Below are 16,306 nucleotides of genomic sequence, written 5' to 3'. Positions count from 1 at the left end.
GTCAGCCCATCCGGCCGGGATTGAGGATGCCGGCCGGATCGAACTGATCCTTCAGCCGACGAGACAGCGCTGCGAGCGGCGCCGGCTGCGGGTGGAAGACCGGCGTCGATGCGCGTTCGCTCTCGGACGCACGAACCAGCGTCGCATGGCCGCCGCCATACTGGCGCACGAGCGCACGGATGCGCTCGGCATCGACACCGTACTCCATCCGCAGCCATACAAGCCCGCCCTGCCAGTCGTAGAACGCCTCGGCGGCCGAGCTCATGCGCAGAGCCATGACGAGCTCGTGCCCGCGCGTCGGCGTCAGCGAGAGGCGCCAGACCGCGCGGTGCGGCTCGCCCCAGAACGGCCGCACGTCGCGAATGTCGCGCCATAGCGCGCGAGAGGCGTCGCCTTCGATCCGCTCCAGCCGACCCACCCGTTCCAGAGCACGGCCGAGATAATCCTGTCGCGCCGCGACAGACGGCCCGAAGCCCTCAAGTCGAAGAATCGTCGCCGCCTCGCGCCCGAAGGCGCCGTCGAGAACGCGCGCCGCCACGCCGTAAGGCAGATGCGCCGCGCCCGAGACTTCGGCGGAGGAGCCCATTGCGGCCGCCATCGCGCCCGTCGCCTCCTCGTCCGAGAGGCCGCGCAGGACGAGCGTCGTCTCCGCCTCGGTCTGCGGCATGACCTTGATCGTCGCCTCGCTCATGACGGCGAGCGTGCCGAAGGAGCCGGTGATCCCTTTGGAGAGATCGTAGCCCGTGACGTTCTTCACGACGCGCCCGCCGGCCTTGAAGATCTCGCCGCGCCCCGAGACGCCGCCAAGGCCGAGGATGTGATCGCGCGCCGCGCCACGGCTGATGCGTCGCGGCCCGGAGAGATTGCAGGCGATGGTGCCACCGAGCGTGCCGAGACCGGGCTCCAGCCCATGCAACGGCCCGTAGTCGATCGGCTCGAACTCCAGCCGCTGGCCGCGCTCGGACAAGAGCGCCTCGATCTCCGCCATCGGTGTGCCGGCCCTGGCCGAAAGCACCAGTTCCTCGGGCTCGTAGAAGAGGATGCCGCCGATCGCCTCCGTGGAGAGCGTGCGCGCGGCCTGCACCGGCCGCCCGAGGCCGCGCTTGGAGCCCGTGCCTTCCACGCTCAGAGGTTCTCCGGCCGAGACGGCCGCTTGGACGATCTCGCGAAGCTCCTCGATGCCGGTGGGGGACAGGCGTGTGGCGTTGTCTGGAATGTCGGGCATCAGAACCGGGGAAGCTCGGGGAACGGCACCTGCCCCTTGTGGACATGCATGCGGCCGAGTTCGGCGCAGCGATGGAGCACGGGAAACATCTTGCCGGGGTTGAGGAGGTGCTTCTCGTCGAAGGCGCACTTCACGCGGATCTGATGCTTCAAATCGTCCTCGCCGAACATCTCCGGCATCAGGTCGCGTTTCTCGATTCCGACGCCATGCTCGCCGGTGAGAACGCCGCCCACCTGGACGCAGAGGCGCAGGATGTCGGCGCCGAAATCCTCGGCCCGCTGCAGTTCGTCGTCCTTGCCGGCGTCGTAGAGGATCAGCGGATGGAGGTTGCCGTCGCCGGCATGGAAGACGTTGGCGACCGCGAGACCGTATTTTTCCGACAGCGCGCGCATGCCGGCGAGGACGCGCGGCAGTTCCTTGCGCGGGATCGTACCGTCCATGCAGAGGTAATCCGGAGAGATGCGGCCGACGGCCGGGAAGGCCGCCTTGCGCCCGGCCCAGAAGGAGGCACGCTCGGCGTCGGACTGCGAGACGCGCGCCGTCGTCGCGCCGTTGGCGCGCGCGATCGCCTCGACCTCGGCGAGAAGGTGGTCGACCTCGGCCACCGGCCCGTCGAGTTCCACGATCAGAAGCGCCTCGACATCGAGCGGATAGCCAGCATGGACGAAGTCCTCTGCCGCCCGGATGGCGAAGCGATCCATCATCTCCATGCCGCCGGGAATAATGCCCTTGGCGATGATGTCGGCCACGCACTGCCCCCCCTGCTCGGAGGTCGGGAAGCCGAGGAGCACGGCGCGCGCTGTCTCGGGCGCCTGCAGGATGCGCACGGTCACTTCCGTAACGACGCCGAGAAGCCCCTCCGAACCGGTGAGGAGGCCGAGAAGGTCGTAGCCCTCCGAGTCGAGATGCTTGCCGCCGAGGCGGATGACCTCGCCCTCCATCGTCACGAACTCGACGCCGAGGAGGTTGTTGGCCGTCAGCCCGTATTTCAGGCAGTGCACGCCGCCGGAATTCTCCGCGACATTGCCGCCGATCGAGCAGGCGATCTGCGAGGACGGGTCCGGCGCGTAATAGAAGCCGGCGTGCTCCACCGCCTTCGTGATGCCGAGATTGGTGACGCCCGGCTGCACGACCGCACAGCGATTGTCGAGGTCGATGTCGAGGACGCGGTTGAACTTCGACAGGACGAGAAGGACGCCGTCGGCGAGCGGCAGCGATCCGCCCGACAGCGAGGTGCCGGAGCCGCGCGGCACGACAGGAATGTCGTTCGCGTGGCAATAGGCGAGGACGGCGGAAACCTGCTTCACTGTCTCCGGCAGGACGACGACGAGCGGCAGTTGGCGATAGGCGGTCAGCGCGTCCGTCTCGAAGACCGCCATCTCGCGCGAAGCATCCACCACGCCTTCGCCCGGCACGATTGCGCGCAGCGCGGCGACGATCGCCTCGCGCTTCGCAATCACGGCCTCGCTGGGCTTGGGCATGAGTATCGACATCGAACGATCCTCCCGAACGTCTCGTCTGGAATTGAACTAAAGAGCCCGCCGCGCCAAGTCTAGCGGAGAACGGGAGGTTCCGATGGGTGCTGATCCGGGAAACATCATCGAGATCGTGGTCGCCGACATCACCACGCTCCAGCTCGATGCCATCGTCAACGCGGCAAACGAAAGCCTGCTCGGCGGAGGCGGCGTCGACGGCGCGATCCATCGCGCGGCGGGGCCGCAGCTTCTGGAAGAATGCCGAACGATCGGCGGCTGCCCGACAGGGCAGGCTCGCATCACCTTCGGCTACGGACTGCCGGCACGCCGCGTGATCCACACCGTCGGCCCCGTCTGGCACGGCGGCGCGCGCGGTGAGGAGGATGCCCTGGCCTCTGCCTATCGCAGCGCCTTCGCGCTCGCGCGCGGGAACGGTCTCTCCACGATTGCCTTCCCCGGCATCTCGACCGGCGTGTACGGTTTCCCGAAGGATCGCGCGGCTCGGATCGCCGTACGCGAGGCGCGCGAAGCGGCGGCCACCGGAGCTTTCAGGCGCATCGTGCTGTGCGCGTTCTCGCCGGATGACGCGCGTGGACTGAATGAGGCTTTGAGGGAAGCCAACTGAGCGCTTGCGCGCGGCGCGCCCTGCGATACCAATGACGATGTGAGCAAGCCGGGAGGACCGTCCACTCCAATGCGCTTAAACGCGGGAGCGGCGGCGGCGAGTGATCGACAAAACGATAACGGGAGGAAACGCATGCGAATCCGATCGATGATGGCTGCCGTCTCGATGGCGGCCCTGTGCTCGAGCCCGGCTATGGCGCAGGATGCGCCGGCCAGCGTCAAGGCAGGTGTTCTCAACGACATGTCCGGCACCTACGCCGATGTCACCGGCCAAGGCGCGGTCGTCGCCGCGCAACTCGCCATAGACGACTTCAAAGCCAGCGAGGCCGGCGCGAACGTCGATGTCGAGCTCGTTTCGGCCGACCACCAGAACAAACCGGACGTCGCTGCGACAACGGCGCGCTCGTGGTACGAAGCGGAAGGCGTGGACGTGATCCTTGACCTGCCGGCCTCCTCCACCGCGCTCGCGGTGGCGGACGTCACGCGGCAGATGGACAAGGTGGTGATCGTCTCGGGTGGCGGCACCTCGGACCTGACGGGCACGAACTGCTCGCCGAACACCATCCACTGGACCTACGACACCTGGTCGCTCGCCCACGGCACCGGCTCCGCGCTCGTGCGCGAGGGGCTGACGAGCTGGTTCTTCCTGACGGCCGACTATGCCTTCGGCCACGCGCTGGAGCGCGACACCTCGCAATCGGTGGAGGAAGCCGGCGGCACGGTGGTGGGGTCGGTGCGCCACCCGTTCCCGACGCAGGATTTCTCGTCCTTCCTGCTTCAGGCACAGGCGTCGGGCGCACAGGTCATCGGCCTCGCCAATGCGGGCGCCGACACCACCAACGCCATCAAGCAGGCGGCCGAGTTCGGCATCGTCCAGAGCGGACAGGCGCTGGCCGGCCTCCTGATGTTCATCAGCGACATCCATAGCCTCGGCCTTCAGACGGCGCAGGGCCTCGTCCTGACGGAAGCCTTCTACTGGGACCTCAACGACGGCACGCGCGAGTGGTCGCAGCGCTTCGCGGAGCGGTTCGACGGTCGCATGCCGACCTCCTCGCAGGCTGGCGTCTATTCCGGCCTCCTGCATTACCTGAAGGCCGTCGCCGAGGTCGGATCGCCGGATGACGCAGCTGCCGTGATCGCGCAGATGAAGGCGACACAGAGCGAAGACCCGCTTTTCACCAGCGGCATGATCCGCGAGGACGGCCGCAAGCTGCACGACATGTACCTCTTCCGCGTCAAGACCCCGGAGCAGTCCGAGGGGCCGTGGGACTATTACGAACTGGTCTCCACGATCCCCGGAGACGAGGCCTTCCGTCCTATGGAAGGCAGCGGCTGCGACCTGTCGAACTGGTAGTTGCGACATGCTGTCCTCGGAACGCGTCGACCTGCACGGCGTTTCCGACGGGACAGATCAAGGAGCATCCAGATGTCAGAAGTGTCGCAAGGCCGTCTTCCCATTGAAGAAGAAGGAATCGTGGCGCCGGAGAAGCGCGAACAGCCGGGTGCGCAGGAGCGCCCGATGAACGACGAGGAGGATCGGGACGAATCGCTCGACGATACGTTCCCGGCCTCAGACCCGGTGCCGCCCAAGCAGATCGACGGCCCCAACAACTGATAGACCGACGACGCAAAAAGCCGCCGGCCCTCTGGGACCGGCGGCTTTTTTCATGCCCTGCGTCAGTTCTGGACGGCCTGCACCGAGCCGCCGTCGACGCGCAGATTGGCGCCGTTCACGAAGGAGGCGCGCTCGGAGACGACGAGCGCGATGACGGCGGCGACCTCCTCCACCCTGCCGCGCCGCTTCTGGACGATGCCCGGCCGCTCTTCTTCCAGAAAGCTCTCGACCGCCTCGTCGAACGAGACGCCGAGTTCCTTGGCGCGCTTCTCCATCATACCGTCCGTCATGGGTGTCTCGATGAAGGCCGGCGATATGGTGTTGCACAGGATGCCGTACTCGGCCTCCTTGTAGGAAAGGTTCTTCACGAAGACCGCGAGCGCCGCCTTGGCGGTGTTGTAGGTCGCCTCCTCCCAGTAGGGCTGAACGGCGTTCTCCGATGTGATGCAGACGAAGCGGCCCCATTTGTTCTCCCGCATGAGGGGGAAACTCGCGCGCGCGATGCGGACGGCTGACATGAAGTCGATCTGCCACGCCTCCTCGTAGTCCTCATCCTTCATCTCGAGCGGATCGCCCTTGGCACCTGTGATCCCTGCCGTGTGGATGACGATGTCGACCTTGCCGAAGCGCTCCCTGGCCTTTGCGACGATCGCGTCGACCTCGTCCTGCTTCGTCACGTCGGCCTCCACGCAGATCGCGTCCGCGCCGAGCACGCCGCATTCGGCTTCGAGCTCGTCTACCTTCACGTCGGACAAGACGAGCTTCACGCCCTCCTGCGCCAGAAGCTGCGCGGTCGCCCAGCCCATGCCCTTGCTGGCGCCCGTGATGATCGCGACGCGCCCCTTGATGCCCAGATCCATTGATCGTCTCTCTATCGGCGCGCCTGCGCGGATGGCGGCGCGCATCTTCCGCGTGACAACGGGGCGTTTCGCTTTAGGTTTCGCCCCGAGCGCCATGAGAGACTGCGACAGAATGCCGGACCACGACTTCAACGCCCCGCGTATCTTCGTCGAGGACACGCTGGCCGAAGGCGGCGGCTTCCCGCTTTCGGTGGCCCACTCCAACTACCTCGCCAACGTCCTGCGCCTCGCCGACGGAGACGCCGTGCTCGCCTTCAACGGCCGCGACGGGGAATGGCGTTGCACGATCGCCAGGGCCTCGAAGAAGAGCCTTTCGCTGACGCCCGCCGAGCGCGTGCGGGCGCAGGAGCCCGCGCCCGACCTGCACTATCTCTTCGCGCCGCTGAAGGCCGCGCGGCTGGACTACATGATCCAGAAGGCCTGCGAGATGGGCGCCGGGGTGCTGCGCCCCGTCATGACGCAACACACGCAGAACCCGCGATTCAATCTGGAGCGTGCGCAGGCCAACGCCGTCGAGGCGGCCGAGCAATGCGGCATCCTCGCCGTGCCGCGCTGCGCGCCGGTGGAGAAGCTCGCCGCCGTCCTCGAAGGGTGGGATCCGGCGCGCCGGCTGTTCTTCTGCGACGAGCGCGCCGAGAGCGCCGACCCGCTACCTGTCATCGCAGCGTATCGTGGCGAACCGTTGGCCGTCCTGATCGGGCCGGAAGGCGGGTTCTCGCGGCAGGAAAGCGAGATGCTCCTCGCCTACGACTTCGTGACCGCGATCTCGCTCGGCCCCCGGATCCTGCGCGCCGACACGGCCGCCGTCGCGGCGCTTGCCGTGGTGCAGGCTGCCGCCGGAGACTGGGCGACACCGTCCTCGTGAACGCCTCGTCGCCGGTGGACGCGCCGAAAATCGCTTGCGAAGCGGACCGAAAGCGGCAAGAGACGCGGTCATCTCGCCCTCGCGCCGCCGACGGGTGAACCGAACAGACGACCGGATGATCTGATGGCGCGCGATACGACGGACCTGACCCCGCTCACCTCCATCGACGAGCTCGTCGCCTACATGAAGGCCGGCGAAAAGCCTGAAAGCGCCTTCCGCATCGGCACGGAGCACGAGAAGTTCGGCTACTACGCCGATGACCTCACCCCCGTGCCCTACGAGGGCGAACGCGGTATCGCAGCGCTCTTAGAAGGCATTCGAGGGCTTTCCGGTTGGGAGGCGATCACCGATGAGGGGCGCATCATCGGCCTCGCGGGTCCCTCCGGCGCCGGGGCGATCTCGCTGGAGCCGGGCGGCCAGTTCGAGCTTTCCGGCGCACCGCTCGAAACCATCCACGAAACCTGCCGCGAATCGAACGCCCATCTCGACGACGTGCGGCGCGTTGCCGGCGCGCTGGGCATCAAGTTCTTCGGCCTCGGGTCCAGCCCGGTCTGGACGATGGCCGAGACGCCGCGCATGCCGAAGTCGCGCTACGACATCATGGCGCGTTACATGCCGAAGGTCGGCACGCGCGGGCTCGACATGATGTTCCGCACTGCGACCATCCAGGTCAATCTCGACTTCTCGTCGGAAAGCGACATGGCCCGCAAGATGCGCATCGGTATGCGCCTCCAGCCTGTCGCATCGGCGCTCTTCGCCAATTCGCCTTTCACGGAAGGCAGGCCGAACGGGCTGGTTTCCTGGCGCTCCGACGTGTGGTCGGATGTCGACAACGCGCGCTCAGGCCTCCTGCGTTTCGCCTTCGAGCCGGGCTTCTCCTATCGCGACTATGTCGAATGGGCGCTCGACGTACCGATGTATTTCGTCATGCGCGAGGGTCGCTACGTCGAGGCGACGGACGTCACCTTCCGCCAGTTCCTCGACGGCGCGATGAAGGGCCGCATCGCTTCGCCTGCACCGACGATGGGCGACTGGATCAACCATCTGTCGACGCTGTTCCCGGACGTTCGCCTGAAGCGCTTCATCGAGATGCGCGGAGCGGACGGCGGCCCCTGGCGGCGCATCTGCGCGCTTCCCGCCTACTGGGTGGGCCTCCTCTACGACACGGCCGCACTCGAGGCCGTGGATGCGATGACCGCCGACTGGAGCTTCGAGGAAGTCGCGGCCCTGCGCGCCGAGGTGCCGCGCTCGGGCTTCGCAACGCCGTTCCGCTCGGGCACCGTTCTCGACCTCGCACGCGAGAGCCTGGCGATCGCGCGATCGGGCCTGGCCTCCCGAGCCCGCCTCAACGAGGACGGCAACGACGAGAGCTTCTTCCTTGCCCCCCTCGAGGAGGCGGTCGCACGCGGCACGACCGCGGCCGAGGAACTGGTGCGGCTTTATGACGGGCCGTGGCAGCGCTCCATGCGGCGCGTGATCGAAGATCTGACTTACTGACGCGGAAATCGCCCTCGCCGGGTGACTTGGCAGGCATCTCGGCTGCTCCATTCTTCATCTGATGCGCCTTCAGGCGGCGGCATCGGTGGATGGGGAGCGGGATGACGGATTTCTTCGACTGGCTGACGGCGAGCGTGCCGGGCGACGAGGTCGAGCGGCTGCGCGAGCAGTTCCGCCTGAGCACGGAGGAGATGCGGCGCACGACACAGGCCTTGGCTCCGGCCTTTCTTCTGGGTTTCACCCGGCTCGCCGCTCGGCCGGCCGCCTTCGCGGACATGGTCCGGCAAGCCGCGACGCTGGACGCGCAAGGCGACGGTGCAGCGCCGATGAACGGCTTTCTCGGCGCACTTTTCGGCGCCGGCGTGATGCCGGAAGCGGTGGCGCGGCAAGCTTCCCTGATGGCAGGTGTCGCACCCGACACCATCGCCCGCATGATGCCCGAACTCGCGCTCCTCAGCGTACAGGCCATGACGCGGATGACGGGCGGCTCGTGGGCCGGCGCGATGCCCTTCGCGGGCGACGCGGGCGGCCAGATGCTCGCCGAGACATTGCGCCGTTCGGCCAATGCGGTCGAGGCTTTCCACAGGCCGTCCTCCAAGGCGGGGACGTCGTCGGGCGCGGATCTGCCTTCGCTGTTTGCGGACGCCCTGACCGGCGGGTTTCCGTGGATGCGCCCGCCGTCACGCGGCGCAGCCGTGTCGGCCAATCCCTTCTCTGCCTTCGAGCCGATGATGGAGGCGTTCGCTCGATCGGGCGACAAGCCGGCGAAACAGCCGGAAGCAAAGCCGGAACCCGCCGCCGACCCGCTCGACACCTTCCTCGGGCTCGCGCAGGCCGGGCGGAACCTGCAGGAAAGCTACGCGCTGGAAATGCTGGCCCTGTTCGATCGCAACCGTTCCGCTTCAAAGTGAAGGCTCATGCATCGCACAAGGACGCCCAGGTGATGCCGAGATCATAATCTTCGTCGCCAAGAACCATGGTTCCGTTGTATCTGAAGTGCGGGCGGCCTGACGCCCGGTGGAACCCCGATGCTTTTCGTCAACGCGCTGATCGTTCTTTTCCTCATCATTCTCAATGGCTTCTTCGCCATGTCCGAACTGGCGGTCGTCTCCTCGCGCCGCGCACGCCTGCAGCAGATGGCCGACGAAGGCAGCCGCGGCGCCCAGAAGGCGCTGCGCCTCGTCGATGATCCCACGAGCTTCCTCTCGACGGTGCAGATCGGCATCACGCTCGTCGGCATCATCGCCGGCGCCTATGGCGGTTCGGCCTTCGCCGGCCCGCTCGCCGAACTTCTGGACCCGCTGCCGGTCGTCGGTGCCTATGCGCAGGGCACGGCTTTCGCGCTGGTCGTCATCGTCATCACCTACCTTTCGCTGATTCTCGGCGAGCTCGTCCCCAAGCGCTTCGCCCTCGCCTATTCCGAGCGCATCGCCTCCTTCGTCGCGCCCGTCATGCTGACGATCGCAGCCGTCGGCGCACCGATCGTCTGGTTCCTGCGCGTCTCTACGGAGGCCGTCTCTCGGCTCCTCGGCAATCGCGGGGTCAGCGAGAGTTCGGTGACGGAGGAGGAGGTGAAGGCCATGATCGCCGAAGGCACGCAAAGCGGCGTCTTCGAGCAGAAGGAGCGTGAGATGATCGAGGGCGTTCTGCGAATCGCCGATCGCAGCGCGCGTTCCATCATGGTGCCGCGCCCGGACGTCTTCTGGATCTCGATCGACGACGATCCGCAGGTCATCCTCGACGAGGTCCAGGCCAGCGGCCATTCGCGCTTTCCGGTCAGCGGCGAGGAATCGGACGACATCGTCGGTGTCGTCCAGGCCAAGGATCTGCTCGAGCAATTTCGCAAGACGGGCGGCATCGATGTTCGTGCAGCCCTTCGCGAGCCGATCTACGTCAACGAATCGATGCCCGCGCTGAAACTGCTCGACCGCTTCCAGAGCGCCAGTACTCATATCGCCATCGTCCTCGACGAGTACGGCTCCTTCGAGGGGCTGGTGACGCCGACGGACATCCTGGCCGCAATCGCCGGCTCGCTGCCGGAGGGCCTGGAGGAGGAGTACGGGATCGTTCGCCGTGCGGACGGCTCGTTCCTGGTGGATGCCGGCATGCCGATCGACGACGTCGACCGCGCGCTCGACGGACTCACCTTCCCCAGGGAGCGTGATTACGAGACCTTCGCCGGCTTCATCCTCGAGCGCTTCGGGCACATACCGGAGGTCGGCGAAACGATCGACTACGCCGACTGGCAATTCGAGGTGGTCGACCTCGACGGGCGCCGTGTCGACAAGATCCTCGCCACGCGTCGCACCGAGGAAAGCACGGAAGAGAGCTTCTCCATATGATCCCGACGCCGATCACGCGGGCATGAAAAAACCGCCGCTGACGTCAGGTCGGCGGCGGTTCTGGTTTTTCCTGGTCGTCCTGCCTTGGCCTCACGCATGCGGGGCTCGGCGCCTCGCGCAGTCGGCCAGGCGATAGGTCGGATCTTCGCGCCAGGAAGTCGCGAGCGCTTCGTGCACGTCATCGCGCTTCAGGCCGAGATCGGCCAGCAGGCTGTCCGGCAGGTCGGCGATGTGCAGGGCCGCGCGCCGGTTGCGCATCGCACGCACGAAGGCGCCGATCGCCATGGCGTAGCGGCTGAGCCGCCCAACGGGCGCTTCGCAGATGTTAGGCGTGGTCGGTAATGTCAGTGTCATCGTCGTCTCTCCATCCTTCGGGCAGCCGCCTGGGTTCGCGCACCGCGGTCCGCGGGCGCGTCGGCGAAGGTGGGTCCTCGCTGCTGCACGAGCAGAAGTACGTCCGTCTTCTTGATCAATCAAACGAATGTTCGTAATCTTTGCCATCAGCATTGAGAATGGATAATTGCGGTGGCCGCCCCTCTCGATCTCGACCAGCTCCGCACCTTCGTCGCCGTGGTGGACACGGGAAGCTTCACCCGCGCAGCCGACGAGGTGTTCAAGACGCAATCGGCGGTTTCCATGCAGGTCCGCCGGCTCGAGGAGCGGCTCGGTGTCGAACTCTTCGTGCGCGGCGGGCGCGCCGTGCGGCTGACGGAGGATGGGACACGGCTTCTGTCCTACGCGCGTCGGATGCTCAGCCTCTCGCGCGAGGCGCTGACCGCCTTCGATGAGGATTCGATCGAGGGCCATGTGCGCATCGGCCTGCCCGACGACTATGCCGAGCGCTTCCTCCCCGAGATCATGGCGCGCTTTGTGCGAACCAATCCACGCGTCGAACTTCAGATCGCCTGCGAGACGACGTCGAGCCTCGTCGAGCAGATCGACAAGGGCCATCTGGATGTCGCACTGGTTTGCCACACGGCCAGCGCGCATTCGGAGGTGGTGCGCTCCGAGCCTCTGCACTTCGTCACGTCGGCGACGCACAGCGTGCATGAGGAAGCCGTCCTGCCGCTCGCCATCGGCCGGCAGGACTGCGTCTGGCGACGCCAGTGCGTCGAGGCGCTGGAGGACATGGGCCGCGACTATCGCATCCTGTTCTCGAGCTGGTCGGCGACCATCGTGACCTCCGCCGTCCTGTCGGGTCTGGCCGTCAGCGTCCTTCCGGAATGCGCGCTGCGGCCCGGCATGCGCGTCCTCGGCGAGGCCGATGGCTTTCCCAGGCTGCGCGACGCGGAGATCGGCTTCATGCGCGCGCGCAACGCCGAGCGGCCGGTGGTCACGGCCCTGATCGAACATATCCGGGAGAGCCTGCAGAATCTGGTGCAGCACGAAGGCCCGCTCGAAGAGTCTGATGTGCCCGAGACCCGCATCATCCGCCCGCAGCGTCTGCGCACGTCCTCAGCCGCATGAGCGGACTGCGCCCTTGACCGCGCACCCCGTGCTTCGCCACATGAGGCCATGAGCCGAGCGCCCGACAGTCTCTCCGAACCCGCCAGCAACGCGGGCGAATACTCCGTCTCGGAAATCTCCGGTGCGCTGAAGCGCACGGTCGAGGACGCCTTCGGCCATGTGCGCGTGCGCGGCGAGATTTCCGGCTATCGCGGACCGCACTCCTCCGGTCACGCCTATTTCGCGCTGAAGGACGAGCGGGCCCGACTGGAAGCCGTGATCTGGCGCACGTCCTTCTCCAAACTCGCCTTTAAGCCCGAAGAGGGGCTGGAGGTCGTGGCCACCGGCAAGCTGACGACCTATCCCGGCTCCTCGAAATACCAGATCGTCATCGAGGATCTGAAGCCGGCAGGCACAGGTGCGCTGATGGCGCTTCTCAACGAGCGGCGGCTGAAGCTCGAGGCCGAAGGCCTCTTCGACCCCGCCCGCAAGCGTCGTCTGCCCTATCTGCCCCGCGTCGTCGGCGTCGTCACCTCGCCGACCGGCGCCGTCATCCGGGACATCCGCCATCGCATCGCCGACCGCTTTCCCGTCCACGTCATCGTCTGGCCCGTGCGCGTCCAGGGAGAGACGAGCGGCGCGGAGGTCGCCGCCGCGATCGAAGGCTTCAACGCGATCGAGCCGGGCGGCCCGATCCCGCGCCCTGACGTCCTGATCGTCGCGCGCGGCGGCGGCAGTCTGGAGGATCTCTGGGGCTTTAACGACGAGGCCGTGGTCCGTGCGGCTGCGGGCTCGGCGATCCCGCTCGTATCGGCCGTCGGCCATGAGACGGACTGGACTCTGATCGATCACGCGGCGGATCTCCGCGCGCCCACGCCCACCGGCGCGGCGGAGATGGTGGTGCCGGTGCGCGCCGATCTTCTTGCCGCGCTCTCCGCCGTCCATGCGCGCCATGGCGGCGCGATGAGCCGGGGCATCCATCACGCAAGGCGGGCCGCCGACGGCCTCGCGCGCGCCCTGCCCTCGCCCGACACTCTGCTTGCGCTCCCACGGCGCCGCCTGGACGAGGCGACGAGTGCGCTCGACCGGAACCTGCGCGCCATCCAGGGCGAACGCGCCGCGCGGCTCGATCGGGCCGGCTCCGGATTACAGCTCTCCAGGCTCGACGCCCTCGTCGCCGACCGCCGCGCCCGGCTGGAGCGCGGCGCGTTAAAGGCCGGCCATGCGTTGGGCGCTATGGTCGCGCGGCGCCGCTCGGCGTTCCTTCGCGCGTCCGCCGCCCTCCAGCCGCAAGGGCTCGCGGGCCGCAGCCGCGAAGCACGCCGGCACCTCGCCTATCTCGAAGCGCGATTGATCTTGGCGGCGGAGAGAGCGGCGACCGCCCGTCGTGAACGGCTCGTCGCCGCCTGGCGCATGGCCGAAAGCCTCGATCCCGAGCGTGTGCTGGAGCGCGGCTATGCGATCGTGCGCGACGAAGCCGGCGCGCCCGTCACACGTGCAGAAGGCTTCCTGCCCGGCGCATTGTACGAGATCGAGTTCGCCGGGCGCGAAAGGCGCGCCGCCACGGCCGTGCTAGACGGCTCGAGACCCGCGCCCCCGCCTGCTCAGCCGACGCGCCCGCGCCGCGCGCGGGTGGCGACCCCGGCCTCCCAGACGGATCTCTTTGGCGACAGCAGCTAGTGCGAGACCGCCGAGCGCGGCGACATCATCTCCGCCACCTGCGTGGCGAGTCCCGCGATGTTCACGCCGTCGTTCTCGTCTTCCGGCACGCCGCGCACATAGGCTTCCACCTCGCGCATGCGCTTGAGCGTGCGCCAATGGATGTCCTCCATCAGGATATGGGCGAACTCGCCGTGCCGGCCGATGCTGTAGAGGCCATCGACGCCCGTCGAGCGTGCGAAGCGCTGGCGATCCTCTTCGTAGCGCGAGAGATAGACCGGATAGGCGTTCGGCGTGCGCAAGGTGCCCCCGTGGCCGATGAAATGGCGACGCAGGTCGTTGCCGAAGATGCGGCACGTGCCTTCCAGGCAGAGTTCGGCGAGATCGGCGTCGGACATCGTCCAGATCTCGTCACCCATCTCGCAACCGAGATCGTAGGTCAGGAGCGTCTTCCCCTCGGGCGCCAGCCACGGCATCGAGATCGGTGCCTCGGCGATGCGGAAGAAGCGCTGCGAGCGATCCGGCACCCAGAGCAGCGTATCAGGCAGGATGTTCCTCGCCGCGAAGCGCAGATTGACGAAGGTCATCGGGCGGTAGCGGAAGGCCGCCATGTGAGCAAGCGCGTCCGTGCCTTCAACAAGGCGCGGCAGAACGTTGACCGGCGCCGTGCTCACCACGGCCGAGACCGGCATTTCCTCGCCACGCACGCGCACGGCAGCGACGCGCCCTTTGCGCACCATGATCTTCTCGACCGGCGAGGAGAGGCGGATCGCGGAGCTGACGGCCGCCACGGTCGGCTCAAGGAGCTTCGAAAGACCGCCTTCGGGGTAGACGTGATAGACCCCTGCATTCTCCGCCATTTCGTGGGAGTAACCGTTGCAGACCGCGCGATGCGTGACGCGCGAGGCGATGTTGAGATAGAGCGATCTGGCGATGCCCGAGCCGAACTTGTCGCCGACGGAGGGCGCGAGTTCGGCAGCTGGTGCCCCCGACCACGCTTCGGCGATCGGGATCGCCACCTCGTCGGCGAGCGTTGCGCCGAAGCGGTTGCGGAAGAGCTCGGCGGCCGAGGCAGCCTTGCCGGAGCGAAGGGACAGTCCCTTCATCGCGCTTATCGCGAAGCGCGGCTCCAGCGCGAGACCCAGCGGATAGTTGCGAAAACGGCCGCCCACCATCACGGCCTCGCCGTAATGGCGCACCGTGCGACACTCGGCTGCCGCGCCCAGCGCCCCGGCCAGACGGTTGCTGATGAAATGCGCGCCGAAATCGTAGGAGAAGCCTTCCGGGTCCTTGAACGAAGCGGCGAGGCCGCCGATCACACCGCCCGCTTCCAGGACGACCACGGGCAGCCCTTTGGCGCGCAGTTCGCGTGCGGCCGTCAGGCCGGCGAGCCCGGCACCGAGAATGGCAATCGGTTTCATGCTTTTCACCTTCCCATCGCCGCCCGTGCGAGACCGAGCTGCAGCTTCGCTCGTCTTCCGTTGCGAGAGCCAAGCAGAAAATAGCTGCTCATCCCTTAAACGGGCTCTTCGACTTCAACCGTTGGGCGAAATCGTTTCCGGCCCTTTGGCCGCCCTCCCGGCCGCAGGCCACGTCGCGAGCCGATGCCTGCACGCAAAGCGGCGGGAACGCGGACGAGGCAAGGAACACAGGGATGGGAAGTCGCTTCACGGCTGATCTCCCATCCCGACCGAGGCCCTGCCGATCACCGGCATGTGAGCTTCGGCGCAGGATGGGCCAAAGAGAGGCCGAGTGGATCGGGTGCAGGCCACCGTTTGAAGGCGTCACCGACGCGTCATCTGTGCGGGCTAGAAGAAGACGGCCCCAAGGGGCGGCGCCACACGAAGTCCGACTCTTCTCATGGCGTCGAATAAGCACGCTTCCTTCGATGCAGCGCGCGGCCTAGAATGCGGCCTCGCGTCCCTGAAGGAGAGTGGCGATCGCCCGATCCTCCAAGCCCAGCCTAACCTGTCGGCTCGTCCGCCGCAGTGCTCACGGTCCCGCCGGCCTCTCAGACGGCATCGGCCGAAAGCCCACGCCTCGGACCTTTCGAATACCCGCAGCCGCGCGAACTAAGGACCACTGAAAGGACCGAAACCTTCGACGCCTACGAGGCGCTGCACGGCTCCGTCGGATCACCGGAGTATTGCGGGCCCGGCACGGGACGCCTCTGGGTGGTGGTCGGCTGCGAGGGCGAGTGCATCCGCTACTATCATCACGGGCTCGCTCCTGAGAATCCTGTTGCACTCGTCTATTTCGGAGGAGAGATGATGCTGCGAACGCAAAAGAGCGCGCTTCATCTTGCCCTCGTATCCGGTTCAGTCGCCCACCAGAAGGTGACGAACTTCTAGGAGCGACGTTGCAGTATTCCGGGCCGCCTCCTCTACGATGCGTCCGCCTTCCATGACCCCGTCGAGGCGATCGAGACGATCCGCAAGGATCCACTGCCGCAGATCGACGTCCTCTCCAACCCGGAGGAGCGGCGCGACATGAAAACCCAGCCGCTGGTGAGCGGTCACTCCGAAAGGACACTGAAATGGCTGTTAAAAAATGTGGTACGGTTGAGTGGGTTCGAACCACCGACCTTCGGAGCCACAATCCGACGCTCTAACCAGCTGAGCTACAACCGCACATGGCACTCCGTCGCAGCAGAGCGCGAGGGTGGCAATAGAGAAATTCCGGCCCGAACGCAAGGCAT

General features: G+C 66.9%; 15 protein-coding genes and 1 tRNA gene. 10 read left to right on the top strand and 6 right to left on the bottom strand.

Annotated elements, in window-relative coordinates; translation table 11 throughout:
• Position 1 precedes the first annotated feature (1 nt).
• Complete coding sequence (gene glcE, locus H1343_RS05270; protein ID WP_185984875.1) at positions 2-1,225, bottom strand: glycolate oxidase subunit GlcE; 1,224 nt, start codon at positions 1,223-1,225, stop codon at positions 2-4.
• Positions 1,225-2,718, bottom strand: a complete 1,494-nt coding sequence (locus H1343_RS05265) for an FAD-linked oxidase C-terminal domain-containing protein (protein WP_185984874.1) — start codon at positions 2,716-2,718, stop codon at positions 1,225-1,227. The genes glcE and H1343_RS05265 overlap by 1 nt, the downstream gene beginning before the upstream one ends.
• An 82-nt stretch (positions 2,719-2,800) precedes the next feature.
• On the opposite strand from H1343_RS05265, the gene H1343_RS05260 reads away from it, so the two are divergent.
• The 3 genes from H1343_RS05260 to H1343_RS05250 all read left to right on the top strand — a co-directional run bounded on the left by H1343_RS05260 (position 2,801) and on the right by H1343_RS05250 (position 4,939).
• The gene (locus H1343_RS05260; RefSeq protein WP_185984873.1) at positions 2,801-3,325 is read left to right on the top strand and encodes an O-acetyl-ADP-ribose deacetylase; all 525 of its coding nucleotides are present in this window, start codon (positions 2,801-2,803) and stop codon (positions 3,323-3,325) included.
• Positions 3,326-3,457: 132 nt separating this feature from the next.
• Positions 3,458-4,678 (top strand): ABC transporter substrate-binding protein, encoded by a 1,221-nt coding sequence (locus tag H1343_RS05255; RefSeq protein ID WP_185984872.1) that lies wholly within the window; start codon positions 3,458-3,460, stop codon positions 4,676-4,678.
• A gap of 120 nt (positions 4,679-4,798) precedes the next feature.
• Positions 4,799-4,939, top strand: coding sequence for a hypothetical protein (locus tag H1343_RS05250; protein ID WP_210270084.1), 141 nt, complete (start codon positions 4,799-4,801; stop codon positions 4,937-4,939).
• A gap of 62 nt (positions 4,940-5,001) precedes the next feature.
• On the opposite strand, the gene H1343_RS05245 is transcribed toward H1343_RS05250, so the two are convergent.
• Positions 5,002-5,799, bottom strand: a complete 798-nt coding sequence (locus H1343_RS05245) for an SDR family NAD(P)-dependent oxidoreductase (RefSeq protein ID WP_185984870.1) — start codon at positions 5,797-5,799, stop codon at positions 5,002-5,004.
• Positions 5,800-5,911: 112 nt separating this feature from the next.
• Here H1343_RS05245 and H1343_RS05240 point away from each other — a divergent pair, with 112 nt between their 5' ends.
• The 4 genes from H1343_RS05240 to H1343_RS05225 all read left to right on the top strand — a co-directional run bounded on the left by H1343_RS05240 (position 5,912) and on the right by H1343_RS05225 (position 10,503).
• Positions 5,912-6,664, top strand: a complete 753-nt coding sequence (locus tag H1343_RS05240) for a 16S rRNA (uracil(1498)-N(3))-methyltransferase (RefSeq protein ID WP_185984869.1) — start codon at positions 5,912-5,914, stop codon at positions 6,662-6,664.
• Positions 6,665-6,787: 123 nt separating this feature from the next.
• Positions 6,788-8,161 (top strand): glutamate--cysteine ligase, encoded by a 1,374-nt coding sequence (locus H1343_RS05235; protein WP_185984868.1) that lies wholly within the window; start codon positions 6,788-6,790, stop codon positions 8,159-8,161.
• Positions 8,162-8,262: 101 nt separating this feature from the next.
• Positions 8,263-9,072, top strand: coding sequence for a hypothetical protein (locus tag H1343_RS05230; protein ID WP_185984867.1), 810 nt, complete (start codon positions 8,263-8,265; stop codon positions 9,070-9,072).
• Positions 9,073-9,189: 117 nt separating this feature from the next.
• Entirely contained in the window at positions 9,190-10,503 is a 1,314-nt protein-coding gene (locus tag H1343_RS05225; protein WP_185984866.1) for a hemolysin family protein, read from the top strand.
• Between the two features lie 90 nt (positions 10,504-10,593).
• On the opposite strand, the gene H1343_RS05220 is transcribed toward H1343_RS05225, so the two are convergent.
• On the bottom strand, positions 10,594-10,788 hold the full coding sequence (locus H1343_RS05220) for a YjiS-like domain-containing protein (protein ID WP_246333356.1): 195 nt from the start codon (positions 10,786-10,788) through the stop codon (positions 10,594-10,596).
• A 240-nt stretch (positions 10,789-11,028) separates the two neighbouring features.
• On the opposite strand from H1343_RS05220, the gene H1343_RS05215 reads away from it, so the two are divergent.
• Together H1343_RS05215 and xseA are read left to right on the top strand one after the other, a co-directional pair.
• Positions 11,029-11,970: a LysR substrate-binding domain-containing protein gene (locus H1343_RS05215; RefSeq protein ID WP_185984864.1), complete on the top strand. Its 942-nt coding sequence runs from the start codon at positions 11,029-11,031 to the stop codon at positions 11,968-11,970.
• Between the two features lie 48 nt (positions 11,971-12,018).
• Positions 12,019-13,629, top strand: coding sequence for an exodeoxyribonuclease VII large subunit (gene xseA, locus H1343_RS05210; RefSeq protein ID WP_185984863.1), 1,611 nt, complete (start codon positions 12,019-12,021; stop codon positions 13,627-13,629).
• On the opposite strand, the gene H1343_RS05205 is transcribed toward xseA, so the two are convergent.
• Positions 13,626-15,029: a protoporphyrinogen/coproporphyrinogen oxidase gene (locus H1343_RS05205; RefSeq protein ID WP_185984862.1), complete on the bottom strand. Its 1,404-nt coding sequence runs from the start codon at positions 15,027-15,029 to the stop codon at positions 13,626-13,628. The two genes, xseA and H1343_RS05205, sit on opposite strands and share 4 nt — an antisense overlap.
• A 567-nt stretch (positions 15,030-15,596) precedes the next feature.
• Here H1343_RS05205 and H1343_RS05200 point away from each other — a divergent pair.
• Positions 15,597-15,959, top strand: coding sequence for a hypothetical protein (locus H1343_RS05200; protein ID WP_185984861.1), 363 nt, complete (start codon positions 15,597-15,599; stop codon positions 15,957-15,959).
• 202 nt (positions 15,960-16,161) lie between these two features.
• On the opposite strand, the gene H1343_RS05195 is transcribed toward H1343_RS05200, so the two are convergent.
• Positions 16,162-16,238 (bottom strand) — tRNA-His (locus H1343_RS05195).
• Positions 16,239-16,306 lie beyond the last annotated feature (68 nt).

It is taken from the genome of Aureimonas mangrovi, from assembly GCF_014058705.1.
GTDB lineage: Bacteria > Pseudomonadota > Alphaproteobacteria > Rhizobiales > Rhizobiaceae > Aureimonas > Aureimonas mangrovi.
The sequence above is the reverse complement of the archived record's forward strand: the minus strand, read 5'-3'. Positions and strand labels throughout refer to the sequence as shown.

Bases quoted from the DNA above. Each gene is read 5' to 3' on its own strand.
- glcE (WP_185984875.1), bottom strand. From the start codon at position 1,225: ATGCCCGACATTCCAGACAACGCCACACGCCTGTCCCCCACCGGCATC.
- H1343_RS05265 (WP_185984874.1), bottom strand. From the start codon at position 2,718: ATGTCGATACTCATGCCCAAGCCCAGCGAGGCCGTGATTGCGAAGCGC.
- H1343_RS05260 (WP_185984873.1), top strand. From the start codon at position 2,801: ATGGGTGCTGATCCGGGAAACATCATCGAGATCGTGGTCGCCGACATC.
- H1343_RS05255 (WP_185984872.1), top strand. From the start codon at position 3,458: ATGCGAATCCGATCGATGATGGCTGCCGTCTCGATGGCGGCCCTGTGC.
- H1343_RS05245 (WP_185984870.1), bottom strand. From the start codon at position 5,799: ATGGATCTGGGCATCAAGGGGCGCGTCGCGATCATCACGGGCGCCAGC.
- H1343_RS05240 (WP_185984869.1), top strand. From the start codon at position 5,912: ATGCCGGACCACGACTTCAACGCCCCGCGTATCTTCGTCGAGGACACG.
- H1343_RS05235 (WP_185984868.1), top strand. From the start codon at position 6,788: ATGGCGCGCGATACGACGGACCTGACCCCGCTCACCTCCATCGACGAG.
- H1343_RS05230 (WP_185984867.1), top strand. From the start codon at position 8,263: ATGACGGATTTCTTCGACTGGCTGACGGCGAGCGTGCCGGGCGACGAG.
- H1343_RS05225 (WP_185984866.1), top strand. From the start codon at position 9,190: ATGCTTTTCGTCAACGCGCTGATCGTTCTTTTCCTCATCATTCTCAAT.
- H1343_RS05220 (WP_246333356.1), bottom strand. From the start codon at position 10,788: ATGGCGATCGGCGCCTTCGTGCGTGCGATGCGCAACCGGCGCGCGGCC.
- xseA (WP_185984863.1), top strand. From the start codon at position 12,019: ATGAGCCGAGCGCCCGACAGTCTCTCCGAACCCGCCAGCAACGCGGGC.
- H1343_RS05205 (WP_185984862.1), bottom strand. From the start codon at position 15,029: ATGAAACCGATTGCCATTCTCGGTGCCGGGCTCGCCGGCCTGACGGCC.